Here is a 26,232-nt window from a genome sequence, read left to right as displayed (position 1 = left end):
CTTTTGGCGCATTGATCACATCCATGGTTAGCTGCAATTTATTGAATAAAATCCAAAAAAGCCGCTAATATAGCGGCTCTCGGCGCTTCGTATATCCTACCTCTATTGAATGGAGTTCATAAATAGCTGACTAACTTGACTATCAATATCCTTCCAATTGGATTTTATTTCCATGAAAAAAACGGTCTCCATAGTGACCGTTTTTGATCGGTTAACTGCAACTGCATCTAAGTTTACTCTTTTACCCCACCAAGCTGCAAGCCATGAACAAAATACTTCTGCAAGAATGGATAGACGACCAGGATCGGCAATGCCGCTACAATCGTAATGGCTGCCCGGATAGATACCGGAGTGACCATGTTACGTGCAGCACCAAGATCTGCACCATTGGCAACCGCAGCGCTGCTGTTAGAGTTCATGGAAGAAGACAGCAGTTTCATCAACTCATATTGCAGGGTACTCAGGTTTTGCTTGGAAGAGGCGTACAGAAACGTATCGAACCAGGAATTCCATTGACCGACTGCAATGAACAGAGCAACGGTAGCCAGAACCGGTTGGCACAGCGGTAGAATGATCGATATGAATGTTCTGAAATCTCCAGCACCATCGATTTTGGCCGATTCGATCAATCCTTCGGGGAGTGTCTGGATATAAGTTCGAATAACAATCATATTGAAGGCACTGATTAGTCCAGGAATAATATACACCAGGAAATTATTTAACAAGTGTAGATCTTTCATCAGGAAGTAGGTTGGAATAAGTCCTGCACTGAAATACATCGTAAGTACAACAAAAATGGTGATTGGTTTACGTAATATATAATCTTTTCGACTTAATGTGTACGCTAACATGGAGGTCAGAAACAGACTTAAGACTGTTCCCAAAACCGTTCTCGCCACCGAGATACCAAAGGCGCTGAAGATAGTCCCTCCTGCAAATACAGCCCTGTAGTTTTGATCTGTCCATACCCGAGGCCACAGATAAATCCCGCCCCGGATGGTATCATTACCGGCATTGAACGATACGGCGAGTGTATTCACAAACGGATACAGGGTAACAATCGCGATCGCGATCATCAGCACACCGTTTAACGTATGGAAGACAATCGGCTCAAGCCGAAATTTATTGATTCCCATCTCTAGTCCCCCTTATATTAATCGGTCTTCCCCGAGTCGTTTGGATATAGAATTCGCCGCAAAGATCAGCGTAATACTAACTATCGTCTTGAAGATACCTGCTGCGGTAGCCAAAGAGTAGTTCCCGATCTGTAGTCCGTATTTCAGGACAAATATATCTATCGTCTGTGACCAGTCCACAACCACACCGTTACCCAACAAATACTGAACTTCGAATCCAGCTTCCAAGATCCAGCCCATATTCATGATCAGCAAAATGATAACAATGGATTTGATGCCCGGTAAGGTCACATACAGCATTTTCTTATATCGGTTTGCACCATCGATCTCTGCCGCTTCATAGAGCGAAGGATCGATAGAAGTGATGGCCGCCAAATAGATAATGGCATTCCAGCCTACTTCTTTCCACACATGAGATGCACCTACAATGCCCCAGAAGTATTCGGGAACACTGAGCCACATGATAGGTTCTTGAATGATATTCAACTTCATGAGTACCACATTGACGATCCCGCCGTCCACAGACAGTGAACTTGCCACGATGCCTGTCACGATGATCCATGAGAGAAAGTGAGGCAAATACGATATGGTTTGGATGGTTCGCTTATATAACTTATGTTTGATCTCGTTAAGTAAAATGGCAAATATAATCGCTGTCGCAAATCCGAGCACCATATTGATTACGCTCATCGCAATGGTATTACGAAGCACATTTAGAAATGCATCGTCTGTCAGCAAAAACTTGAAGTGCTTGAGCCCGACCCATTCCTGCTGGGAGAAACTCTTGGCAGGACTATAATTCTGAAAAGCCATAACCCAACCCCAAATGGGGTAATACGAGAATACGAGAATGTACGCAACGATGGGCAATGACATGAACATCAGTTGTCTTTGTCCGCGTAACCGTTTTAATATGGGTGTTTTGGCAACGGCTGTGCGGGTAGATTGCTCCGGTATGGCTCCAGGCGTGTTCGCCATGTTTCACTCCTCCTATTGGCTTGCAGCGACATTATGCATGATTGTCCCGGAAGGCACTCTCGGAGTAATCCTCTGATTGGTACCTTCCGAGGGAATCATTGCCGCATTTTTTTATTTAACAGACCAGTTTTCAATTCTCCATTTCAGTTGTTCATTAATCCGGTCTTCATAGGATTTAACATTGATTTTCTTGTAAGCGTCTACATATTCGTTCCAAATGTTATCAAACTCATCCGGTTTCGACATGATCGCCTTAGGCAAGAATTTCAATGAAGTGTCTGTCATTTGCTTGTTCGCTACCGCAGCATCAGAGCCTTCTTTCAGATCGACCTGCCATGCTGGATAGTACACTGGATTCTCTGGTGCAGGGGAGAAGAAGTCACTCCACGTTTTGAAGCCATAAGCATCCAGAAGTTCTTTATCTTCCGGTTTGAGGTTGTCATAGAATTCCTCAGGTTGGTTGATCGCTCCAATCGCATTGCCATCTTCAAATGTTCCTTCGAGCTTTGGTGCCGCAGCGTAGAAACCTTCTGCTTTGTTGACCAATCTCCATGCCGGATCATCCTGCTCTTTCCGTTGCTCTGGCGTACGGTAGAATCTTCCCTCTTCATTCACCTGATAGTCTACACCCTCTTCACCCCATGAAAGGAGCTTCTGGTACTTCTCATCCATAAGCTTATCGAGGAATTTGATGAGTGCGACAGGATCTTCGGCATCTTTACTGATCCCAAAACCATTGTTCAAGTTGATGACCGGACGATCCAGGTAATGATCTTTAATACTTGTATCATAGACTAGCGGGAAGCCTACGTAGGTCTGGCCAATCTTGCCCTGTGCTACGAGTGGGTCTTCTCCGGCTTGGAAATTCCAGTGCTGGTCGAACATGCCAAGCACTCGACCCGAAGAAATTTTGGCCAAATATTGATCGTAGTTCTGAACAAAGGCTTCTTTATCAAGCAATCCATCATTGTACATTTTGTTCAGTTCCTTATAATACCGTTTGGAGATGTCTTTGTCGGCAAAAACACTTGCTACGCCGTTCTCATCTACAACCACACCACCATCATTGGGATGACCCGTAAGATGCTCTGGTGGATTAAGCAATGGGAACGTCCGCCAGTCAGAAGCCAGTGTAGTAAAGCCAATGGTCGGTTGACCATCAATAGTCGGATTCTTGGCTGCGTAATTACGGATCAACTGAGTGAATTCATCCAGCGTTTTAGGAGTCGGGTACCCGGCATCCTTCAGTATGGATTTTTGAATCCAGAAGGCAGGGCCAGAGTAATAGTTACTAATGAACTCCCCTGTATACACACCATAGTTGGGTAACCAATAGATATGTCCGTCACTGGAGTCTTTCATTCGATTCCAGTCTTTACCGAAATGCTTCTTCAGATTGGGTGCATGCTCCTCGATTAGGTCTTCCAGCGGAATAACCGCGCCGGCTGAGACCAATTTGGTATCAGCTGTGATCAGGTCAGGGAAATCGCCACCGGCAATCATAACGCCCAACTTCTGTTGAAGATCACCTACCAGAAATTCCATCTCAAGATTGACGCCAAGTTCATCCTGGATTTTCTTGTAGATTCGGTTATCTTTAGCTGGCGCCTGATTTGGCGTTCCGATAAAGGCCGAGATGTTCAGTACCTCTTTACCATCCGGTGTAGTCGCTTTCTCATTGTCACCGCTGCATCCTGCCAGTGCCAAACTTAAAGCCAGAACGAGTGATACGGAACCCCAAAGCTTCTTTTTCTTAAGTCCCCCCATGTACTTTCCCTCCTTGGAAGTGGTATGTCTTACTATTTTTAGTATGAATAAATGTATGCGGTTACAAAATACACGAATTTAAGGTCCACCCCCCTGTAATTTTAGGTATTGTTCAGAAGGGTTCTTTCCTTAAATGCCTCAATTCGTATACTTCAGCCGGTATTCTACAGGTTTCATGGCTGTTCTTTTTTCGAAATGTCTAAGAAAATGCTGGTAACTGCGATACCCTACCTGTTCTGCAATCGCACTTGATGTCTGGTTCGTCTCCCGGAGCATGCGCTTCGCTTCGTCCATTCGCAGATCATGTACCACCTCTATTACACCCTTGCCGTACTTGCGCAAGAATGATTGACCCAGATGAACCGGGTTCATATAGAATCGTTCTGCGAGCTCCTGGATCGTAAATGTCTCCTTATAGTGATTCTGCACGTATTCAGCTACTGAGGCCTGAGTTCCTCCCACTTGTCTCTCCCGGAGAATAGCCAGTTCTGATTTGCATTGCAAACAGAAATGTTCCAGATTGCAAGCAACCTCTTCTATATTTCGTTGACTCTTCTCCAAAATAACGCTCGCTGACTCGCTCATCAGAGCATTAGGAATCCCCCCCAATTCTTTACATAAGGACAGTCCCCGAAACATAATGTGTGTAGAGAAAATATGTATAATCTCTGGCGCGGCCTTCATCTGTATAAACATATCAAAGGCATTCTTGATGGAACACGAAAGTTCATCGATAGAACCGTTCTCTAGCAAATCGGTAATGCGGTCAACGTCGGACAGCGTTTCCGGATCAAACTGCCATTTCTCCAGATCGAGATCATCAGCAAACAATAGACGGTCCCGATTAAAAAACAAATAACGTCCAACCTCCAAAGCGGAGCGGTATGAATCAGACAACTTCTCTAGATTGCTGACCGTTGAACCGACTGCGATTCTTATCTCATCACAGCCGTTATTTTGCAGTTTATTCATTAAGAGTTGGGCGAAAACTTTAATTCCTGCCAACGACTCCGTGTTGCTTGACGCATCCTCGCCCCATACAAGTCCGAATGAGTCTCTTGTTCTTTCTATTACATAACAACAAGTTGTTTCATTCGCCATCTGTTTGACGCCTGAACAGGCCTGCTGAACATCTCCCTGAAAAGTAATTCGAAGGTATGCCCAATGAGACTTATCCAAACGAGAGCAGAGCTCTAAGAGCTCTTGCCCTAAGGAATCCTGTTTACCCTCGACCAGTGCCAATAGCAAAGCTTTGCTCCTCTGCTCGTTGGCAAGTTCCCGAACACGCTCCTGCTTTTCACGTTCCTGCAAATGTAAACTAAGGCGTTCCAACATCTCCTCCGCTTCGGCACTGTCCACCGGCTTGGTTAAATAATTGGAGACACCTAATCGGATCGCTTGTCTGGCATAATTAAAGTCACTGTATCCACTGGTAATGACAAACAGCATGGATTCATGCTGCAAACGTCGTGCTTCTTCAACGAGTTCCAGACCATTCATGACTGGCATGCGGATGTCAGTAACCACGAGATCTGGCTGATCTTGTTGCATCATCCGAATGGCTTCTTCCCCGTTGGAACAGACGCCTTGGATCTCAAAGCCGTGCTTTTCCCAGTTAATCAGAAGTTGTAGACCTTCAATGGCATAAGGTTCATCATCCACTAACAGTACTTTATACATGAGAGACTACCTCCTATTTCTCTGTTCAAGCCTGGAAAGGGGTATGCGGTATCCCGCTGTGGTCTCCTTGCCCGGTACACTGCTAAGACTGAAGATCGCATTCCCTTCATAGAAGAGCTCCAATCTTCGATATACATTGCGGAGTCCTACGTGCTCCCCGTTCCTTGGTCTTTCAGAACGAATATCGATCAGAAGTCGGGCAAGTCTACCTGCATCCATACCAATTCCATTATCGATTACCTGAATATCCAGCTCACCAGCGCTTTGTTTCGCGATCACTTTGATCTGTCTTCCATCTTTCCGAGCCTGCAACCCGTGTTTGCATGCATTCTCGACGAGCGGCTGAATACTCATGCGAGGTATGAGTAACGACGCTGCATCAGGGTCAACATCGAAGGTGTAATCAAAAAGTTCTCCAAAGCGAAACTTCTCAATCTGGAGGTAAAGGTTCGTGAATTGAAGCTCTTCTTGCAACGGAATCAGATTGTCAGAATGACTGAGCAACTGTCTCATCAGCAAGGAAAGACTTTTAATAATCTCAATCACTTCCGTATATCCATTCTTCGTACTAACGACCAGCAGGGCATTCAATGTGTTAAACAAGAAATGAGGATTCATCTGACTTTGAAGCATGGATAACTCGGTCCTCACCTGATCCAGTTCCAAATCCTTTTGTCGTATCTCCAGTTTATACACGTCATTAATCAGGGTATGAATTTTACCGATCATGATGTTAAATGTACGAATAAGCCCACCAATCTCGTCTCGGCCTTCCTGAATCTCAATCAGGTCGAATCGCTCATTGCGAACCTTCTCCATATGTCTGGAGAGCTTGCGGATCCGGTAGTGATAGGATCGTAAAATAATGGTGATCAACACAGATGGGACGATAATACTTATTGCGAGTAGCCCCAGAATTGAATTACGGGCTTCTTGCAGCAATAGGTCAAGATGACGAGTATCGGCAACGCCAATCAATTTCCAGCCCTTCAGGTAGGCAAGATTGCCCAACGACTTTTCTAGAGTGTAAGCAGAATTATTGATTTCCTTGGATCCCCCGTCGTCAACAAGTTGTGACAAATCGTTTTCGCCGAATTCTCTGCTTGAAACGACTGTTCGATTGTTGCTGTCCACCAGACGCAACTGAAGACTGTCCGATTCACGATTTAAGATGCTATACACCCTGCTCACTTCCAGATCAATCTTGGAATACTTTTCGTAATTGGCATAGGAGGTGTAGGTATCCATTTTGCCAATCACACTGATCCTTCTTCCTGCGTTAAATCCGGATGGTTCAACATAATCCACCACTAGAATACCGCCGCTAGTCGATTTCAGCTGTTTCAATCCAGGAAGTACATTCTTGTCTTTCATGACGATATAATGACTGCCCGTCTGAATGGTCTCGTTTTCGGTATAGATCCGCACTTCCAGAATATTGGCCGACATATAACGTGTTAATTTATCTCGCAGAAAAGCATGATACTCGTTGTAATAATCTACGGGTGAACGATAGGTCCGATCCAGTGCCTCATAGAGTGAATCGTCTGCTGCAATAATACGACTTAGAGCAACGCTCTCATCAATCATACCCAGCAGTTCCCCCGCCGCCCTGTCGATGGATTTGCGCAGATTTTCCTGTTCTCGAATCTTGATATCGGCGGAGGTTCGCTGATAAAAGAAGATGTTAATGGTTATTACGGGAAGGAGTATGCTAAGTACATAAATGAGCAGAAATTTGGATCGGAGAGGAATATCATTAACCTTACGGAACATCCATAATTTATGCCGCATATGATCACCCTTGGTTTTTGTTTTTATAGACGGATGGTAACTCCCCTGTATGCGCTCTGAATTTTTGGGTGAAATATTCAGCATCATGATAGCCCAGCTTGAATGCAATATCAGTGATCTTCATGTTGGTACGTCTCAGTAGTTTACGGGCCTCTTCAACCCGCAGCTGATGCACGTAGTCACTGAAACTGACTCCCATCTCCCGCTTGAATTGCTGGCCCAGATAGGCAGAATTAACGTGAATACGATTAGCCACATCTTGCAATTTAACTTTAGTTCGGTAGTTTTGTTTCAGTTCATGAACTGCTTCCTCTACAATACCCCCTGCACCCAATTTCTTCAGATCTGACTGGGATAATTGTTCGGACATCCGAACACACAGTTCTTGTAATGTGCCGGAAGACCAACTCGCAGTCTCGTGCCATTCTTTCTCACATAGTATTTCTCTGCAATCCTCCCTTTTGCCATACTTTCGGAGTAACTCGCCATGGATGTATCGAATGACATGGTGTATCCATTCCAACGAAACCTCTTTTTTCTTAGTCATCTGAAGTAATTCACTCACTGCGGTATCCATACCACAAGTGTCTCCTGCTTCAATCATTGCCAGGATGTTTTTTGAGACCTTCATCAATTGCTCCAAGTCGTAAGCTTCGGTTATTCGTTGATCACGAAGAGGCTCTTTATACGCTTCATCTGTGAACAAAGCGCTATCCCGCTGTTTTAGCTCATCTCTGCGTTTATCCAGAGGGTCAATCATTTCCATCAGGATTTGATGGATTTCCTCGGGAACAAGAGGTTTAAGCACATACTGATCGACCTGATACCGAATGGCTTGCTTGGCGTAATTAAAATCGGAGTATCCTGTAACGATAACAATTTTCGATGTATAGGCGAGATCCTCTCGCAAGGTATGAATCAACCCCAGACCATCCATGACGGGCATTTGAATATCAGTGACGACAAGATCCGGTTCAACAGAATTGAATAAAGCAAGTGCTTCCTCTCCATCTGTTGCTGTTCCACAGAGTTCATATCCACAAGCTCGCCAGTCTATCATCGTTCTCCATCCTTCTAGCATAAACGGCTCATCATCCGCGACAATAACCTTGTACATTAGCTCACCTGCCATTCCTTCGTGATCAGCTATATGAAACTTGTCACTTGTCTACATCTACTTGTAGATTCCAGTTGTTCTCGAACACGCTAAACAGCAGAACAACAATCGGATCGTTGTCTGCCTTCACCATCCAAGTGTAACGCTTACAAATGAGTACAACAACCTGACAGATTATAAGTTTTCACATGACAAAGTATAGGTCGAACTGTAGGAGGGTCTCTTTTCGAAAAAAAACGCTATTCTCCTCGTACGATTCGAAACCCTTGATCAGGACCAAAACCATTCGCATCAAATTTGCCACGGAATGAAATTTCATTGTTATTGACGCCGCCGATCCAGCCACCGCCTTTTACTACTCGCCAGGATTGTATGGTACTCTCCGAATCATTGTACCAGTCCCAGCACCACTCCCTCACGTTCCCAGACATATCATAGATTCCTAACTCATTAGGTTTCTGGGTACCAATCTTTTGGGTTTGATTACGATTACTCTCAATTGCGGGCCAGCTCCAGTCACCAGTCAGTATAGTGTCACCAGCATTTCTCCAGTACCAAGCAACTTCATCTGGATTATTACTTCCACTGTATGTGTAATCTAAGCTCTTTTGACCTCCGCTTGCAGCATATTCCCATTCTGCTTCTGTCGGTAAACGGTAGCCGTTAGCTTTTTCATTTATCGTTACATTCCATTTTATATTGTCGTTCTCATTGTGATTATTCGTGTCATGGTTGTCTTTGTCTATATTGTAATAAGGTTTCAGGTTCTCTTTTATGCTCTTATGATTACAGTATTCCACTGCATCATACCAGCTCACCATTTCAACGGGCAGGTCATCTCCCTTGAAGCCAGACGGGTTTTCCCCCATGACCTCCATCCATTCTTGTTGAGTCACTTCGTATTTGCCAATATAGAACGAGTCCAGCGTTTCATTTCTCTCCAAATGACTAGATTTACTGCTATTGAAGGTGCCTCCCTCGACGAATACCAAATCATCGTCTAATCCAGACTTTCCCCCGGAACAAGCACTTAGACTAACAACTATGGCGATTAAAGTGAACCATACCAGCTTTCTCATTCAACGATTCTCCTTTGCTAAGCTTGAATCCGGCAACGTCGAGGACCGTCAGTCTGGTGAACAGCGGTCCTCAACGCTTCCGGAAGAATCTAATTCCAAATACAGGTACAGATGTTTAACTTACATTACAACACCTTACCAAACGGTCACGTTGGCGCTTCCACTGCTTTGATACCCCTCTGTTGCCATCACCTGGTAGGACCAGTTGTTACCTAAGTACATCCCTTTGCTCGCCCAAGCATTCACATGATTGCTGAACGTGATAGTAGAATTGACGCCAGTCTGTCTCTTGGTCTGTCTAACACTCCAATACTGAGGGAAGGTCTGCGTACCATCAATGGAAGGCGCGTTGTATCTCATCGTTGTATAGATGTCGTATGTGCCACCATCACTAGTCATTGAGCCTTTGTACGTTCCGGTCGGACGATATGTGCCCCAGCTATCCACCACGTAGTATTCAATGAGAGCGCCTCTTGTCCAACCATAGAAGGTCAGATATCCGTTACCTGAAGGAGAAAATACACCTGCATTGTAATTGACCACTCGATTAGGCGTGCCGTATGTCCACCCTTTCCCCACAACAAAGTTCCCGGTATTCTGCCAATTCACGCTGTAATTTCCGCCAGATCCATTCACGGCGTTAACCGTTCCTCCGCCATCTGTCCAATTCTGCCAATAGTCCGTTGCGGCACTGGAAGTTGCTGCGAAGACACCAAAACTCATGGAAGCTGCAAGAACAACGGTCAACCATTTTTTGCCGAATTTAAACATAATAGAATACCTCCTGATATTGTAATAGATTTACTTGAAAAGCCGTTGCGAGAATAGATTCAGATCATTTTTCCACACGGGCCAGTCATGTCCTCCACTTTCCTCATACCAAATGTGAGGCACATCATGTTGCGTCAGATATTGGTGAACTCCGAGGCTGATGTTTATGAGATTGTCCTGATTCCCGCAAGAGAGCCATAACAGTGAGAGCCGTGATGACACTTCCGATGGATCGGGAACAAGCAGCTCAGGACTTCTGGTATTTGGAGCTGAGGAGAAAGCACCGATCCAGGCGAAGTGATCTACATTGGCTAATCCGATATTCAAGGACTGACCTCCGCCCATGGACAAACCGGCAATTGCCCTTCGATCCCGACTTGTGTGAGCAGGATAGTTGGACTCGATGTAAGGTATCAAATCATGAAGCAGATCGGATTCGAATCTTTCAAATGCTTGGATTTTCTCAGGATCAAACAGGTCTCCCTCAGCCCGGTCATTCGTCATGGCGCGACCGTTAGGGAAGACAACGATCATCCGCTCAAGCAAGTTATCGTTGTACAGATTATCAAGAATAATTTGCGGAGAACCATGAGTATGCCATTCGGTTTCGTCTCCACCGATACCATGCAATAGATATAGGACAGGATACGCATGGGCCGAAGAAAATTCTGGCGGTGTATACACCATCGCTTTACGCGAATTGCCAACCGTTGTGGAGGGATAGTTCACCGTCTGGATTACTCCGCGCGGTATGTTCTCCCGATATTGATCATATCCGGCTGTTGCTGATGAGATCATCGACAGTCCCCTTTCAGTTAATCCACATAACCAAAACCCAAAATTGTGAAGCGTTTATGTTCATGCCCTTCTTTTGTAAGCGCAAACATAAATTTAAACGACTCATACGACCGATAAGCGTAACTTTGAAGATGAATCGGTGCTGCGCCTGCCTCATGGGTAATCGAGCCACCAATGTAAGCCTTCAGAAGAGATCGGCTAATCATGTCGCGATATCCATATGATCCAAAGTCAATATCAGGCTCGTTTGCCGACTCTGTTACTCCCACTGGATCGCGCGGTGCAGTGAGTCCCTTGTTTCCACCGGCATCTCCTGAATCGTGGAGCATACTACACTATCACCTCCTCCCTGCTAGATTCAGATAACCCTCGAACAACTTTTGAAGGATCACGGCTCTCATGTTCATTACTTCAAGTGCGAGCCTTCTCTCAAAGTGTATATCTTACATAATTTTACAACAACCTGACAAAGTATAGGATTTCATTTACTATATCATTTCAATTTGGGTGAAATGTCACTTCTAATGGAACACCTATAATTTTTCATGTAAACGCTTTAATTTGTATAGTATGACGAATGATATAATGTATTGAACCGATTAACGAAGGAGGAGACCCATGAATATCACAGGTCGGGGCGCATCGGACACGGGTACATATACGAATCTGTTTCTGAAGCTAGGTTATGGTGAGAATGAGATTACGACTAGATTGGAAGAGACATGGAACGAGCTGTTTTATGGCGATAAAGATACGCGGATATATTACCCTATGGGTGAGGACAAAGGATATTTGCTGGACACCGGTAATCTGGATGTTCGCTCTGAAGGTATGTCTTATGGCATGATGATGGCTGTTCAAATGGATAAAAAAGAGGAATTTGATCGACTCTGGAACTTCTCCAAAACATACATGCAGCATACCACGGGCCGATATAAGGATTACTTCGCATGGCATTGCAAGCCTGATGGAACTCGCTTGTCACAAGGACCTGCACCGGATGGTGAGGAGTTCTTTGCCATGGCTCTTATCTTTGCCTCCAATCGTTGGGGTGATGGAGCAGAGCCATATAATTATGCTGCACAAGCAAGAGCCATCCTTCATGCCTGTGTGCATCAAGGAGAACATGGCGAGGGTGATCCGATGTGGGACCCGGACACGAAGCTGATCAAGTTTATACCGGAAACACCGTTCAGCGATCCATCCTACCATCTCCCCCATTTTTATGAATTGTTTGCCAAATACGCTGATGAGAGTGACCAGCAGTTCTGGACAGAGGCTGCGGCAGCAAGCCGGGCTTATCTGCATACAGCATGTCATCCGGTAACCGGACTTTCACCCGAATATGCCAATTTTGATGGGACTCCTGCACCCATTCAACCTCATGGCGATTTCAGACATTTCTATAGTGATGCATACCGAACCGCGGCAAATATTGCTCTGGACTGGGAGTGGTTCCGCAAGGATCGCTGGCAAGTGGAGCAGTCTAACCGCATTCAGGCTTTCTTCAGTGACATTGAAGTATCGGATTATCGACGATATACGATCGAGGGTGAGCCCTTCGATGAGCCATCCCTGCACCCTGTAGGTTTGCTCGCTACCAATGCGATGGCTTCACTCGCCGCGGACGGTCCTTATGCGAACCAGTATGTGCACCAGTTCTGGAACACACCTTTGCGACAAGGCGAACGCCGCTATTATGACAATTGTCTCTATTTCTTCAGTCTGTTAGCACTGAGTGGGCGCTACCGTATCTTTTGACATAAATGATATCCATATATAAAGGCGGACCCGACTCGCAGAATATGCGAAACGGGTCCGTTTTCTTTCGAGCAGATATAGACTTAACTTAGTTGTTGACCGCAATGAATTTCCATTGCTGATTCGTTGCATTCGTAAAAGCGTTCTGCTGCAATTTTGCACCATCTGCTGTAGATGAAGCTGCAACCTCAATAGCCTTGTTGCTGCTCACGTTGATAATGCTCCAATACCCATTGCCCAGATCGTTAACATTGAAGTGTTGTGCAGTGGTATTGAGATTACTCATCAACTGAACCACTTCACCGTTGTTATTCGTACCATTACGAATGTCGATGACTTTGTCTGGTGAGTTCACACTGGTTAACGTGTAATTCCCACCAGCCAGCTGATTCAACACCCACTTTTGAGGATTGCCCCCCAAATCACTCCACTGCTGAAGCTGTAAATTGTTCTCATTTTGACCTCCAGGAACATCAATAACCTTGCCTGAATGTCTGGCTACGATCTTGTAGGTTGTTCCCGAGATCAATCCGTTTGTTGGTGCGCCACCGTTCGGATAAGACTGTGCACGTTCATGGTACCAGTTGAAGAGGAACCGTCCCATCGCGCTCCGTGAAGCATCCCCGTCCCACTTCAGGCCTGCCGTAGGATCAGCAAAGGAGCTTCGTGGTCCTTCACCCAGAATAAAACCGTTCATATGTGCTGCAATGCTGACATTGCCTGATGCATTAAAAATGGTTTTGGTATTGTTACCAAAGCCTTCATTGCTACCGTTGAAGAGATTCCAGTATTCGGAATCGCCAGCTTTCTTTTTGAACCACGTTACTTCGGTAATATTGATTGGATATTTATCGGCCGCAGCCTTTACATTCGTATTCCACTGATCCTGAAGGATCGAGAAGTTGTCATACGCACCGTACCCTGGATACCAGTGAACAGCATAACCGTAATTGTTCAATGGGTCTGTCAGTGGATGGCTTGCAGTCAGGCTGTAGAATTGGTTGTATCCAAGACCCGCAGCCCAGATGACATTATCTGCGCCTTGGCTCCGGATCGTTGAGATGATGGAATTCTGGAAATTGCGCAGGTCGTTCCAGTGATCAACGAAGTCATTCTCGCCGTTATAGCCGCCCCAATGCCCGTTGGCATATGATTTCACCGGCTCATTGATCAGCTCGAAGTGTACGTTATCCGCGCTTTTAATTTCCGGCCTTGCAGCGAGGTAACCCCAGATTTGATTGAATTTCTGCAGGTTGGCTGGCGTCGTAGCCTGGTCGTCCTTCAATGTAAAGTCAAGTCCAAGTGTCACATATACACCTTTGGTTTTGGCATATTGAATATAAGGAATGATCACGTTCTGCGTTACGGCTTGTACCCCGGCAAAATTGTAAGTTCCTGCCGCGACATCACCCATGTCCTCACGGTCAATGAACAGACGAATCTGATTCATATTCCAGCCATGGCTGCTTCCGTATTTTGGGCTGGTGCTTGTAAACGTATCGGTAATATCTTTCAGATAAGCCAGTGTAGCTGCATGACGATTGTTTCCGTGAAGATTGAGGTAATAGTTGCTGTTCTGGTATGTCCAGTACGCACCAGAAGGCTGATGCCAGCCGTTCAGAAGCACGGGCTGATTACTGCTGTTCACCAAGTGTTTACCATTGACATGAAGCTTGCCCATTGGCATACCTACCCATGCTTCAGCACGACCGCCTCCCCATGGAACTATGGTAATCAGTAATGCAAGAATCAGCATCATTTTGCATGACATTATGATCTTCTTCAATATTATTCCTCCTGATATTGAATTGACTTACAATCAACCTGTGAGTAGTGAACCGCAGACTCAACAGCTGTGGGTGCACGTTTCCGTAAGCCGTTCCAAACCAAGAACTGCATTCTCTCTTGCATGATGCCTCTCTCCTTTCCATAGAAATCAGGTCTTTACACCCGGTTGTATTATCCGACTATACCTGTGCGTTCTACGCTCTCCACGAAGTAACGCTGTACAAACAGATAAATGATGATCAGTGGCAGAATGGCAAGTAATATACCTGTGTCCTGAATCATGCTCAAGTAAAATGGATCAGCCTTGGAAGCTCCATCGCTGACTTGTTGGGCCAGATTATATGGGAGTGAAGACAACTGTGTGGACATTACTTTGCTCGATGTCAGATAGGTTGTCGTATAGAAACTGTCGTTCCACTGCCATACGAAGGAAAATAGCATTACGGTCACCATCGATGGAATGGCATTCGGCAACATAATTCGGGCAAAGGTTCGGCTAATCCCTGCACCATCAACATAAGCCGCCTCTTCCACTTCCTTGGGTATACCCCTGAAGAACTGGCGGAAGATGAAAATATATAATCCCGCCTTTAACGAATTGGCTGTAATCGCGGTCAGAATGAATGGCCAGTAGGTGTTCAGCAGATTCACCGGTTTGCCTGCAATCAGTGTTATGAGCCCCATGAGATCAAAACTTTTGAGGTTCAGGTATACCGGTATGAGAATGGTAGTTGGGGGAACCAAAATGGTTAGGATAACACCTGCGAACAACCAGTTGCTCCCCTTGAACTTCAGCCTGGCGAACCCGTATCCCGCTAGGGCACAAGAGATTGTGGTCAGAAGCGTCGTCGTTGCAGACAGCGCAAAGGTATTAAACAGCGTTGTCCAGTAATCCATAACATGAATGGCCTGCTTGAAATTGTCGATCGAGAAGTTCTGAGGAATCCATACCACTACCGCAGAATACAGGTCACCCTTATCCTTAATGGATGTCGAAACTTTCTGGAATATCGGAAACAGGATAACAAAGGAAAGGCCCGTTATCAGTATGAATCGCATGATGGACCACAACCAGCCTTTCCAGTGTTCCAACGATAATAATCGTGATATCGTCACGCTGGACACCCTCCTTTCTAATCTTGGTAGAAGACACGTTTGGAGAAAATAATGGATACAAGCACCAGAATGATGGCGATAGCCAAAAAGTAGACCCAGGCCATGGCGGAACTCAAACCGAAATCAAATTTGACAAATCCGGTATCCCGGATCAGTTCGGTCATGGCATTATTCGCAAAAGAATCGATGACCGTATAGATCATGTTGACGAAAATAAGCGGGCTGACCATCGGGAACGTAATTTTCCAGAAAGACTCGTACCCTGTCGCACCTTCCATCTTGGAAGCTTCGTACAATTGAGGTGAGATGGTCTGAATGCCTGCCAGGAAGATTAAGATCTGTACCCCGGATTGACTGACAACCTGATAGATCCGATCAACAGCACTGCTTAAGTACGTTACAATCCACTCGCTGACCCCGGCATCGATCATCAGATTTTCCAGTTCAAATGTGCCGAGTGCACTTCCACCGGTGCTGTTCTGATTCACAGCATCAATTAGGCTGGTGCTTTCCAGTGACATGATAACCCCGGATGCCAGAATGACTGGCAGGAAAAAGATGGATCTCGCCACCGCACGGCCTCTAAACTGCTGGTTCAGAATAACGGCAAGGAACAGGCTGAATATGACGATCAGAGGCACGTTCACGATGACATTTGTAATAGATTCGATCAATGCCCTGTTGAAACTTGTGTTCACAGTAAGCGCCTGAATATAGTTGGCTACACCTGTGAATTGAATTGATATTCCTTCTGCATTGGCCTGAATCGAACTCAGACTGTATCGCAGTGAAGCCAGCAGTGGAACAAAGAAGAACAGCACGAACCCGACAAGCCAGGGAAGCACGTAGATGATACCCCACATGGCTTTCTGCTGAGCGTACGTACGACTTCCCCATTTCAATTTCAGGAGCGTTTTCAGAGCTGCTCACCACCTGTCACATAACTTTGGGCTTCCACGGTATGATTCTCAACTTGTGCGGGAGTGTCGTTGTAGTTAACGAGAACGAATCCGCCATTAGCATACGTTGTCCGAAATACACCTTCCGCCACTTGATCATGCGATATCATGGGGTGCCCGGCGAACGACTGGTTTACCTGATTGACCTCGGTATACATCTCCGCAGCAAGGTCAATCCACTGCTCGTAGTTCGCAGCGTAAAGGTTATCATAATCCGTTTCTTTCACGACATGATTCGGTGCGTTAAACCAGGTAAAGTAAGGGCTCGCTCCGTATTCAATCAGTTTCAAGACATATTGTCTTGCATTCGTATAAGTCGTGAGATTGTAGGGTGAACCGGTGTAACTGATACTACCGTGTACAACTAACTGGAAGAATGGAATCTCTTCATCCTCCAGCTTGAACCGGCTGCTAGTCATGGGTGCATCCGTCAAGGATGTCACATAGGGGAGTGCATAAGCATTGCCTCCCTCAGCGACAACGGATGTTGCCTGATGCTTGATAAGTTCAAGCGTACTGGTTATGTGCTGCACTGCCTCCGTCCGATCCATAAGCTTCTTCGGATTCATATCGCTGTTCAGCTGTTCTGCCAGATCCCGGAGAGACAGTCCATCTGTCTGGAATGGCTTGAGTTCCTTCAACATCTCTTCCGTGACCTCATCCAGTACGTTAGGAGACAGAACGTATGATGGTAATCGATCCCGGTCACGTCGTTGTCTTGCAGGGTCCATGGGATACAAAGCCGCCGGTTCCTGAGTTAGCGTCCGTGAAGCCTCTTTGGATGGTTTGAATCCTTTGCTCGAATGTACGTTCAGCACAGCGACATCCGGATAGAAAGCGATCCCTGCTTCACGAGCATAATCACTGAATTTCCCCATGCCTTTCTTCCCACCCAATGCCCCATCCACTTTAATGGAATCCGGGAGTCGATGTTTCAGTCCCCCGTTGAACCAACCCGCATAGAGGACCTGAATATTTGCTACCTGCTTCTCCTTGAGCGTAGACAGAATTTGCTGCGCTTCCTCAAAGGAAGTCAATGCCTGAGTGGAATCGTAAGGTATACCGAGCATATGTTTTTGGGTTGTCATTCCGCCGACCAGTTTGAGGTAAAAAGGAATATCTGCTTTCCCCTCACTCGCTTGCATTTCGGAAAGACCTCCCGTGCTGAGCAGATAATTCCGGTATAGACCAGCCAAGCCAGAGTAAGAAGCCTCTTCTGCGCCGACAAATGCGTAACGAACCACAAAATCAGATGAGGTCGGCTTCTTCTGGAATTTCGGAAGTGTTCGAACCATATCACTCGCCTGGAGAGTTACATCACTCTTGTTCATGACATAAAAGCTTGGATATACGTTGTTATAGCTGTTCAGTTTGCCACTAATATCCGCATTCACAACAGCCGCTGCAGCGCCTTCCTCGATGATCCCCAAGAAAGCACCGCCCTCCCGAATCAGGCCAAATACCGGAAGCCTTGCTTTTGCTTCATTCGAGGTTGCCTCTCGCAGCTTCATCGTCATATCGGGTCCATAAATATCTTGCTGATAACCGGGGTACTGGAGCTTACCATTGTTAAAATGAATCAATGCTCCTGAACCATCAGGCACAAGCATGGATCCCTCGTCGCTCGCACTTCCTGCCCCGAAGTAATCCAGTACGGATATCGTGTTGATTGGGTATTGTTCCGGGAAATGAATGCCGGATGCGGGGACACGTACTAGCAAGTCCTCTCCTTCCAGCTCATATTCCATCGTGATCATGAACAGCCTTGGACCACTTCTCTCTTGTTCAATCCCATGCTCTGCATGGTCCTGTGCAAGATCTTCCGAGGTGTAACCGGCTGTTTCAAAAGCTTTCAAAGCTCTGGATAACTGCAGACCCTGCATGGCTTTGTCGATTCTGACGTAGACACCTTCGTCCTTGTCCTCTGCATAACCAACCTTCAACGCTCGTTGTCCTGCTTTGTCGAGCTGGGACAAAAGCTTTTGTTCAAACCGTTCTTTACTTATTTTCACCGGCAGGTCTTCAATGGAACTCTCATTGTTCCCGAACTGATAATTCACTCGAACACCGTTTGGAAGAGTTTCATAACTCACCTGCTTATGCCCTACACTATCGGTGTACGAATTCACTGTACTGCTCTGCCCCAGATTGTTGAAGAAGCTGAGCTTGGTTTGCGATGACAGGAGGTCTTTATTAATCCCGGCAGCGATCCCATCCTGCTCGCGATTCTCCGGATTACTGCGCCATATCTGGCCACTATCCCTGTGTAGTACTGCAATCTCGGCCGTACCTTCATGGATGAACAACTGCAACGCTTCGTTTCGGGCGATCCCGATCATATCTGGAAGACGCTCATCTCTAAAGGAAGCTGTCAGTTTTTCTCCGGGAGGCAGGGTGGGAACTCCGGTCTGCTCCACAGCAGTAGCAGATACTTCGGTCGCTGGTGTGGAGGAGAACTGACAACCACTAATGAGCAGGCCGCTAATAAGCAACATTCCGGTTATTTTTTTAGCTACGGCATATTTCATTGCACATTCCTCCTTCCTTAGCCCCGAAGCACTAATTCCTGATAGATGGTAACTCCAAAGGACACGATCTGTTGCACCAGGCTGAAGAACAGCAGGCATAGAAATGCCATAAATGCCATGGCAACAAGTGTCAGCAGCATCGTGAGCACCGTTTTACCTGGTGAATACTGATGTACCGTCATATTTCCTACAAATAACAGATACAATGTCCAGCCAATGGCAAGAGTATTAAAAAAATAATAAAAGGCGGTTTCCTGCACAGAAATGACGAGACTCAGCCAGATCCATGGAAACTGAATAAGAAATAGCGGGACCAGCGCAAAGCATGTGGACATAAAAATTTCCGAGAACTTTCCTTCGCCGTCCATAAGCGTAGTTAACGACCAATTGGCTACACACCAGAACAACACGGGAATAATGACATACATGACTTCCAGCAGGCTGTTCAGATGATTCGGATTGTTGAAATTAATCAGAAAACTGCTGTATTGGGCGTGAAGAATTTTGGTGACAACGAGCAGCCCCAGAATCATGCATGCAATGAACAGCGTGGTTCTCTGGTTCCGCTCATATTTCAGTTCCCAATACCCGTCAAACGGATGAAAAATGAGATGCAGTGGATATTGGTACAGTTGTTTACTTGACGCCTGCATTCGTTGTCCTCCTTTTCTGCCTGCGAACGATGATGACGGTTACAATTGTGGCTGCAATCAGAAAAATACCGGACATCATCCACGAGAAATGCTCACGCAGCAGGTCTTTGCGGAACAAGAGAAATGCCTTGGAGTATCCTTCACGCTCCATGCTTCGCTTGAAGTATTGGGCAGATTCTGCGTATTCCTTCTGACGAAGCAACGCTTTGCCGATCCCCGCATAGGCATACTCCAGATTCGCATTCATGTCAGCAGCTTTGGAGAAAAGTACCGAGGCTTTATCTTCATTCCCATTGAAGTAACTATGAACTGCCTCATGCAGCGTTCGACCATAATCTGTCGTCTGAAATACAGTGATCTCTCCAAGCGCTTTGTCCAGTACAAGCATTCGGTCCCCCACGCGCTCCAGCGCAACTGGCGTATTAAATTGACCGAGTCGATTTCCGATCCCGCCAAAGATATGGAGTAAATAACCATCACCGTTATACGTAAAAATCCGGCCCATCTTGGAGTCCAGGACGGAATACATATCGCTTTCTCCTACATCCACATCAATCAGACGAGAAGGCCCAAGCTCATTGCTGTACTTTAGATCCCCTTGGGGTGGTTGATACCCCTCTCTTCGAAGGATGTCTGTTCCTTGGGCATTCAGTTTCTTGATAGGCTCCTTGCCTCGGTCCCCACTGGTTGCATAGATAAATCCCTCTTCATCCATGTCCAAATTAGTAAACTCTGTCGGGGTAAACATGACCATCTGACTGCGTTGCTGCCGGGTTGCAAATCGTTTCCAAAGGTACTCCACCGGGTCTACCTGAACCCTGTTTGCTCCTATGAATGAAGAGAATGTACCATCCGCATTGAATTCCATGAATCCATCAAAAACGCCTTCTGCCATGACGTAGATTCGTTCTCCTTTATCCATGACAACTCGCAGCGGTTTGAACTGAAAATCCGGTTTTAACAGATCTGATTGCGGTTGTTCCACAACCTTGACCAATTGACCTTGTTCATCCAGATGCACCACCCGGTGATTATCCGAATCAGCTATAAGCATATGTCCGTTATTCGTAACATACAGTCCCTGAGGATTTTTGAAATGATCCTTCTTGCCATCCCGCCCAAATGAATCAATCTCTCGAATCAGCTTCAGGTCACGATCCATCTCCACAATACGGCCATTGCCCGAATCCAGGACGAACACATGCTCATCGGCTGTCACATGCAGATCACTGGGCTCTTTGAATGCCCCGATCTTTAGCTTGGTGCCTGTAATCATTCCCGTCGCTTCGTATGCCGCTGGAGAGGGAACGGTTTCTCCCCAATAGGAGTAATGATACGCGTCTGCTGAACCATTCGCGTTCGCGGGTGCTGCGTCTGTACCTGAGAACAGGAGGCAGACGATGCCCATGGTGATCCATCCGCATTTTTTCCATGTGCTTTTTCGCACTTTGCTGCCTCCCTTCTACTCTTTCATGCCTGAAGTAGCCATTGTCTGTATGACACTGCTCTGAGAGATAATGAACAGGGTAATCGGTACAATCATGAGTAGTAAAGCTACCGCAGCACCAACCCCTGCCCGAGCAATCCCCCCTTGAATAATCTGGCTGAGTGCGTAATGCAAGGTCTTGAGATTTTCGCTATAAATGAAACTTCCGCCATCTGTTCCCCAAAGAGCGGGAAACTGCAATATCATGAGCGTAAGCCAGGCTGGTTTAACATTGGGCATCACGATGCTCCAAAATATTCGGTATTCGTTAGCCCCATCGATCTTTGCAGCCTCCAGCAATGCATCTGGAATCTGTTCCATGAACTGTTTCATCAAGAACAGTCCCAGTGAAAATGCAAGCGATGGCACAATAATGGAAGCATGTGTGTTGATCCATCCCAGCCAGGACATGACCATATAGTTGGGAATCGCGGTCACATGCGGTGAGAACATAAGTGATAGTATTACGATGGTGAACAACACTTTTGAACCGGGAAAGCGATACTTTGCCAGTGGATACGCTGCTGCAGAAGCAAGAAGGATATGCCCCGCCGTGCCCACAAGCGTGATAAGCAATGTATTTGCTATATATCGAGATAACGGCACCCATGAGTTGCCCATAAGGTTAATCAGATCCGAGAAGTTTTCCGTGGTCGGATTGTTCACCCAGAAGCGCGGTGGGAATATGAACAACTCATCCAGCGGTTTGAATGCATTGTTCACGGCGTAGATAAGAGGCAACACCATGAATGATCCGAACAGGGCCAGCAGTGCAAATAGCATCAGACTGACGGTAAAGGACCGATTGAGTTTTCTCGACATGCCAAAGACGGCCCGTACCTTGCTGGTCATTGTCATTCACCTATCTTTCTCAGCATTTTTTGCGTCAAAACGTTCGTTCCGAGCATGAGCGCAAACAAGACGGTTGCAATCGCCGAGGCATATCCCATCTCGAATCGAATCGTGCCAAAGTCCATTAGATGGGTTACAACCGTATGCGCTGCATAGTTAACACTTGGGAACCCCGCCAATGCGATCGAGATTTCGGCAACGGCAAACGATGCTGTAATCTGCATTACCGCACCAAACATCAGCTGTGGTCTCATGGAAGGCAGTGTAATATACCAGAGCTCCTGCCATCTATTTTTGATTCCATCCACGGTACCCGCTTCGACCAAAGAACGGTCAATGGTCTGTAGACCCGCAATGAAAGCAAGAAAGCTCGTGCCCAGACTAAGCCAAAGTTGAACAAGGATCACAATGGCCAGTACATATTTCTCGTTAGCCAACCATTGAATAGGCTCCAAAATGACACCGAGACGCATCAGAAAACCGTTCATATATCCATAGCTGTCACCCGAGAAAATGATAAGCCAGATAAAGAAAACGTTGCCTGATATGGATGGAGCGTAGAATACAAGCGTCATGATCGCCCGGATTTTGGGAGACAGCTCATTGATGATCCAGGCAAACAAAAAGCAGGCAACATAACTGAGAGGTCCCGTGATCACGGCAAAGAGCAATGTGTTTTTTAATGCAATCAGAAATACGTCGTCGTTCAGAAAAAGCCGTGAATAATTCTGCCAACCAATAAAACGTGGCAATTCCAGCATATTGAAATGGAAAAAGCTTAATCCCAGTGAGATGGCGACCGGTACTACAGTGAACATGAAGAAGATCAGCATAAACGGTGCCATTAATACGTAATAGTGCCTGCTCAGGTATAGATCCCTTTTCAAAAGGGACCACCAGCTGACCTGCCGCGCATGGATGGCAGGAGCGGCGGATGTCTTGGCTGTTTTGGGCTGCAACCGTTACCCTCCCTTTCCTCTATTTCAGATTAAATTCTTTGCGTTTTAATTCAATTTCATCATCAATGTACAACACATAGTCTGACAGGGCTTCACGCGGATTTTCGTTTGCGTTAACCACTTTACGGAAGGCATTGTCGAGATGACGACCTGTAAAGTATCCTCCAGGGATCTGTGGAATGCCTTGCACCCACTGCCATTGTTTCTCCAGATTCTGATAATCCTTCACTGGCCAAGGCAATTGCTCCAATGCCTTCATATTGGCTGTAGGATATCGAGCGGCAGCTCCCATGAGCCCTTCCATCTCTCTTCCGAATTCAACCTGGGTCTGCTTGCTGGTCCACCATTTCATGAATTGCCATGAAGCCTCTTTGTTCTTGGCATTTTCCAGCATCATGACCGCGCTCGTCGCGCTTGCAACTTCATGTCTCACGGAGCCGTCCGGAAGCTCGGTTCCCGGAACAATCGTAAAGTCCCACAGGTTGCGAATTTCAGGTGCCATAACCGTCAACATGTTATATGTCGTGTAATCGGCAATGCCAATGGGCATTTCTCCTGTACGGAATCGGTTTGGAAAATCGGCTTTGAGTGGAAATTTGTAATTGGTGTAAAATTGAGTCCACCGTTTGAATGCTTCCATTGAAATTTCCGAATCCAGCGAGCTTTTTTGCTGGTCATCCGAATAGAATTTCCCATCATTCTGGTACAGCAGCATTGCGTATGTTGCATTCGGAACCATATTGGCATTGTTCAGCGTATCTTCAATCGGCAGATAGAACTCCATATTGTGCTTTTGCAGCACTGCTATGGCATTATAGACGTCCTGCCACGTTTTGGGTGGCTCCAGACCAAGCTCACTCAAGATGTCTTTCCGATAAAACATCATGGGAAAATGCTGCTGCTCTGGCAATGCATAGACTCCATCGTTGTAGCGATATGGCGTCAATCCGCTTTCACGGAATCTGCCCGAAATTTCTTCAAAATCCGGGAACTTGCTCAGATCAGCTGCGGCATTCCTCATCGCGTAATTGACCGGTATATCTTCACCCATCTGCATGGCAACGTCCGGCCCTTCCCCTGCCAGCGTAGCAGGCAACAAAATATTCGGTGGAACGAGACGCAACTGTACCGAAACATTTGTATCCGGGGTAAAGGATTCATCAATCAGTCCTTTTAGAACCTGCGCTTGATCTCGCCCGGTCGTAATCCATACCGTAATGGAATCCTTCAGCTTTTCGGTGTTACCAATGCTGTCATAATCTTCGGTATAGGAAGCAACATATGCACCTAACTCATGCTTAACTTGCTGTAGCATCGTGGCTTCAGCTTTTGGCAGATGCTGATCAGGTGAGGAGACCAGCAGATAATCTACTGCAATGGGCTGTTCACGAACAGATAGAATCCAGGTTCCCAGACCACCTACGTTAATTTTGAACGTATCCAGTCGTTTAGGTACGGTCTCTGGTCGTGCTGCCATATCCTCAAGTTGCACGACCATCGCATGAAGTACGGCTACCTTATCACTTTGCTCACCTGTAGCCTTTTCCAGATAATCTGCTACGGAGCGAAGAATATCCGCTTGTTCTTCAAACATTTCCGTCATCTCGGGAATACGACGTTCCAGTTGATAATCCCTTAGCGGATCTGGCTTGTTAGAGGTAATCATCAAAATTTTGCGGTACATCTCATTCAGATCCAGCACGCTGGATTCCACGGTTCTGAGCAATGGTGCGATATCCCCAAGGGTCACCGTCATTCGTATACGATGAGTTCCTTTTTTCAAATGGAACAGGTAGGGCTCATCTCCTCCCAATACCCGTGTCTGCCAATCCGGGCTATAGTTAAAGCGGATGCGCTTCATTTCTTTGAATGGAGCTTTGCCATCAATCGTTAAGCTACGGGTGGCGTAGACTCCGCGAAGTTGATCCTGTTTGGCTTTTAGTGCAATTTGGTACAATCCATCCTCCGGGGCATCGACTTCCCATTCAATCCATTCACCAGGCAGCTTCCAATTAAGGCCTCCAATGGCATTCATACGAATTTTGGATACATCGTAGGGTTCGAGTGAAGGGCTGGACCGATCTGAGATCGGTGCAAGTGTAGGGGAGGATTTGCTTACGGCATGTTCTCCCTGAATCTTCAAGATGGTTGAGGGAGCAGCATTCAAACCAAGCGATTCATAAGTCGTCTCCAATTCTGCGTAGGACGGAATGTTCTCTTCCTTGTACAACTCGATATAGTCGATCGCCATGCTTTCTCTCAGAGAGGTGAGTGATAACTTCTGGTTGCCTTTCTCGAAAAAAAACTGAAACGGCTCCTCGAAGTAACCCGCGCTATCCTTAAAGGAAGCTAGCTGCCAATCGGGCTGTTCCACTTGTCTTGGTCTCAGATCGTTGCCACGATCGTCCCTGCGAACGTTATCTTCACGATTGCCCCATACCCTGTCTAATAAAAGAACGTCAGCTCCCCTAAAGGGAACCTCTCCGTTGATTTCCAACTTTCGCTCAATACCAGAGCTTTTGCCTGCTACGGGATAATAGTGAATGCGAACCTGATACAGTCCACTGACTTGAACTGGAACATCCCAACCGATCATTCCAGCTTCTGGCGTAATGACCGCACTTCCGTCTAATCCGGCGTATCCATCAATCACTTCGAAACCTTCACCATCCGTTTGGACAAAAGACTCTCCCTCAATGCGCACGATTAGATCCGGCTTGGCTGTATTGGTGTGAGTAGAGATGTAGTGTTCATAGCTGCGTGAATCACCCGTATTCGCTACAGCTTCAAAATCCTCAAGTGCGTGTACCATTGACGGACCACGATCTCTTGATGGATATATGGTCCAAATGGAGAGAACTAAGGCCAAGATGAGCACCAGGATAAGCCCCTTTTTCTTCCGTGACCGCATGTTCGAATGTATCCCCTTTCCGTTTAAGCATTGAGACAACTGCGTTTATGCGTATAACTAACCCGGACAGACCGCATATGGTGGATGCGTTCTGCCCGT

General features: G+C 46.3%; 20 protein-coding genes. 1 reads left to right on the top strand and 19 read right to left on the bottom strand.

The annotated features are described in order from the left end of the window. Window positions 1–233: 233 nt before the first annotated feature. The 10 genes from M1D71_RS13630 to M1D71_RS13585 form a co-directional block, all read right to left on the bottom strand. On the bottom strand, window positions 234–1,136 hold the full coding sequence (locus tag M1D71_RS13630; protein WP_458126898.1) for a carbohydrate ABC transporter permease: 903 nt from the start codon (window positions 1,134–1,136) through the stop codon (window positions 234–236). A gap of 12 nt (window positions 1,137–1,148) precedes the next feature. Continuing rightward, a complete protein-coding gene (locus tag M1D71_RS13625; RefSeq protein WP_458126897.1) occupies window positions 1,149–2,114 on the bottom strand; it encodes an ABC transporter permease in 966 nt (321 codons plus the stop codon). A gap of 111 nt (window positions 2,115–2,225) precedes the next feature. Continuing rightward, on the bottom strand, window positions 2,226–3,881 hold the full coding sequence (locus M1D71_RS13620; RefSeq protein WP_458126896.1) for an ABC transporter substrate-binding protein: 1,656 nt from the start codon (window positions 3,879–3,881) through the stop codon (window positions 2,226–2,228). A 138-nt stretch (window positions 3,882–4,019) separates the two neighbouring features. Beyond that, window positions 4,020–5,561: a response regulator gene (locus M1D71_RS13615; RefSeq protein WP_458126895.1), complete on the bottom strand. Its 1,542-nt coding sequence runs from the start codon at window positions 5,559–5,561 to the stop codon at window positions 4,020–4,022. A 6-nt stretch (window positions 5,562–5,567) separates the two neighbouring features. Then, a complete protein-coding gene (locus M1D71_RS13610) occupies window positions 5,568–7,355 on the bottom strand; it encodes a sensor histidine kinase (protein ID WP_458126894.1) in 1,788 nt (595 codons plus the stop codon). Between the two features lie 4 nt (window positions 7,356–7,359). Next, the gene (locus M1D71_RS13605) at window positions 7,360–8,472 is read right to left on the bottom strand and encodes a response regulator transcription factor (RefSeq protein WP_458126893.1); all 1,113 of its coding nucleotides are present in this window, start codon (window positions 8,470–8,472) and stop codon (window positions 7,360–7,362) included. A gap of 239 nt (window positions 8,473–8,711) precedes the next feature. Next, window positions 8,712–9,551, bottom strand: a complete 840-nt coding sequence (locus M1D71_RS13600; protein ID WP_458126892.1) for a formylglycine-generating enzyme family protein — start codon at window positions 9,549–9,551, stop codon at window positions 8,712–8,714. A 135-nt stretch (window positions 9,552–9,686) separates the two neighbouring features. Next, window positions 9,687–10,322 carry a glycoside hydrolase family 11 protein gene (locus M1D71_RS13595; RefSeq protein ID WP_458126891.1) on the bottom strand — a complete coding sequence of 212 codons (636 nt, stop codon included), beginning with the start codon at window positions 10,320–10,322 and terminating at the stop codon, window positions 9,687–9,689. Window positions 10,323–10,352: 30 nt separating this feature from the next. Next, complete coding sequence (locus M1D71_RS13590) at window positions 10,353–11,120, bottom strand: alpha/beta hydrolase (protein ID WP_458126890.1); 768 nt, start codon at window positions 11,118–11,120, stop codon at window positions 10,353–10,355. A gap of 17 nt (window positions 11,121–11,137) precedes the next feature. Next, on the bottom strand, window positions 11,138–11,449 hold the full coding sequence (locus tag M1D71_RS13585; RefSeq protein ID WP_458126889.1) for a hypothetical protein: 312 nt from the start codon (window positions 11,447–11,449) through the stop codon (window positions 11,138–11,140). A gap of 289 nt (window positions 11,450–11,738) precedes the next feature. On the opposite strand from M1D71_RS13585, the gene M1D71_RS13580 reads away from it, so the two are divergent. Continuing rightward, on the top strand, window positions 11,739–12,881 hold the full coding sequence (locus M1D71_RS13580) for a glycosyl hydrolase family 8 (RefSeq protein ID WP_458126888.1): 1,143 nt from the start codon (window positions 11,739–11,741) through the stop codon (window positions 12,879–12,881). Between the two features lie 88 nt (window positions 12,882–12,969). On the opposite strand, the gene M1D71_RS13575 is transcribed toward M1D71_RS13580, so the two are convergent. The 9 genes from M1D71_RS13575 to M1D71_RS13535 form a co-directional block, all read right to left on the bottom strand. After that, window positions 12,970–14,667 (bottom strand): RICIN domain-containing protein, encoded by a 1,698-nt coding sequence (locus M1D71_RS13575; RefSeq protein ID WP_458126887.1) that lies wholly within the window; start codon window positions 14,665–14,667, stop codon window positions 12,970–12,972. Between the two features lie 173 nt (window positions 14,668–14,840). Continuing rightward, window positions 14,841–15,785, bottom strand: a complete 945-nt coding sequence (locus M1D71_RS13570; RefSeq protein ID WP_458126886.1) for a carbohydrate ABC transporter permease — start codon at window positions 15,783–15,785, stop codon at window positions 14,841–14,843. Window positions 15,786–15,802: 17 nt separating this feature from the next. Further along, window positions 15,803–16,648, bottom strand: coding sequence for a carbohydrate ABC transporter permease (locus tag M1D71_RS13565; protein WP_458126885.1), 846 nt, complete (start codon window positions 16,646–16,648; stop codon window positions 15,803–15,805). A 53-nt stretch (window positions 16,649–16,701) separates the two neighbouring features. Continuing rightward, window positions 16,702–19,272 (bottom strand): DUF5696 domain-containing protein, encoded by a 2,571-nt coding sequence (locus M1D71_RS13560; protein ID WP_458126884.1) that lies wholly within the window; start codon window positions 19,270–19,272, stop codon window positions 16,702–16,704. A 17-nt stretch (window positions 19,273–19,289) separates the two neighbouring features. Further along, window positions 19,290–19,925, bottom strand: coding sequence for a Yip1 family protein (locus tag M1D71_RS13555; protein ID WP_458126883.1), 636 nt, complete (start codon window positions 19,923–19,925; stop codon window positions 19,290–19,292). Next, window positions 19,909–21,372 carry a hypothetical protein gene (locus tag M1D71_RS13550; RefSeq protein ID WP_458126882.1) on the bottom strand — a complete coding sequence of 488 codons (1,464 nt, stop codon included), beginning with the start codon at window positions 21,370–21,372 and terminating at the stop codon, window positions 19,909–19,911. The genes M1D71_RS13555 and M1D71_RS13550 overlap by 17 nt, the downstream gene beginning before the upstream one ends. 15 nt (window positions 21,373–21,387) lie before the next feature. After that, a complete protein-coding gene (locus tag M1D71_RS13545; RefSeq protein ID WP_105409724.1) occupies window positions 21,388–22,263 on the bottom strand; it encodes a carbohydrate ABC transporter permease in 876 nt (291 codons plus the stop codon). Between the two features lie 2 nt (window positions 22,264–22,265). After that, the gene (locus M1D71_RS13540) at window positions 22,266–23,183 is read right to left on the bottom strand and encodes a carbohydrate ABC transporter permease (RefSeq protein ID WP_458127238.1); all 918 of its coding nucleotides are present in this window, start codon (window positions 23,181–23,183) and stop codon (window positions 22,266–22,268) included. 58 nt (window positions 23,184–23,241) lie between these two features. Then, window positions 23,242–26,133 carry an extracellular solute-binding protein gene (locus M1D71_RS13535; RefSeq protein ID WP_458126881.1) on the bottom strand — a complete coding sequence of 964 codons (2,892 nt, stop codon included), beginning with the start codon at window positions 26,131–26,133 and terminating at the stop codon, window positions 23,242–23,244. Between the last annotated feature and the right edge of the window lie 99 nt (window positions 26,134–26,232).

It is taken from the genome of Paenibacillus sp. Z3-2 (assembly GCF_054161325.1).
This window is presented reverse-complemented; position numbering and strand designations above follow the sequence as displayed.

Bases quoted from the DNA above. Each gene is read 5' to 3' on its own strand.
- M1D71_RS13545 (WP_105409724.1), bottom strand. From the start codon at position 22,263: ATGACCAGCAAGGTACGGGCCGTCTTTGGCATGTCGAGAAAACTCAAT.
- M1D71_RS13625 (WP_458126897.1), bottom strand. From the start codon at position 2,114: ATGGCGAACACGCCTGGAGCCATACCGGAGCAATCTACCCGCACAGCC.
- M1D71_RS13600 (WP_458126892.1), bottom strand. From the start codon at position 9,551: ATGAGAAAGCTGGTATGGTTCACTTTAATCGCCATAGTTGTTAGTCTA.
- M1D71_RS13630 (WP_458126898.1), bottom strand. From the start codon at position 1,136: ATGGGAATCAATAAATTTCGGCTTGAGCCGATTGTCTTCCATACGTTA.
- M1D71_RS13595 (WP_458126891.1), bottom strand. From the start codon at position 10,322: ATGTTTAAATTCGGCAAAAAATGGTTGACCGTTGTTCTTGCAGCTTCC.
- M1D71_RS13555 (WP_458126883.1), bottom strand. From the start codon at position 19,925: ATGCAGGCGTCAAGTAAACAACTGTACCAATATCCACTGCATCTCATT.
- M1D71_RS13610 (WP_458126894.1), bottom strand. From the start codon at position 7,355: ATGCGGCATAAATTATGGATGTTCCGTAAGGTTAATGATATTCCTCTC.
- M1D71_RS13615 (WP_458126895.1), bottom strand. From the start codon at position 5,561: ATGTATAAAGTACTGTTAGTGGATGATGAACCTTATGCCATTGAAGGT.
- M1D71_RS13580 (WP_458126888.1), top strand. From the start codon at position 11,739: ATGAATATCACAGGTCGGGGCGCATCGGACACGGGTACATATACGAAT.
- M1D71_RS13590 (WP_458126890.1), bottom strand. From the start codon at position 11,120: ATGATCTCATCAGCAACAGCCGGATATGATCAATATCGGGAGAACATA.
- M1D71_RS13620 (WP_458126896.1), bottom strand. From the start codon at position 3,881: ATGGGGGGACTTAAGAAAAAGAAGCTTTGGGGTTCCGTATCACTCGTT.
- M1D71_RS13605 (WP_458126893.1), bottom strand. From the start codon at position 8,472: ATGTACAAGGTTATTGTCGCGGATGATGAGCCGTTTATGCTAGAAGGA.
- M1D71_RS13585 (WP_458126889.1), bottom strand. From the start codon at position 11,449: ATGCTCCACGATTCAGGAGATGCCGGTGGAAACAAGGGACTCACTGCA.
- M1D71_RS13560 (WP_458126884.1), bottom strand. From the start codon at position 19,272: ATGAAATATGCCGTAGCTAAAAAAATAACCGGAATGTTGCTTATTAGC.
- M1D71_RS13565 (WP_458126885.1), bottom strand. From the start codon at position 16,648: ATGTGGGGTATCATCTACGTGCTTCCCTGGCTTGTCGGGTTCGTGCTG.
- M1D71_RS13535 (WP_458126881.1), bottom strand. From the start codon at position 26,133: ATGCGGTCACGGAAGAAAAAGGGGCTTATCCTGGTGCTCATCTTGGCC.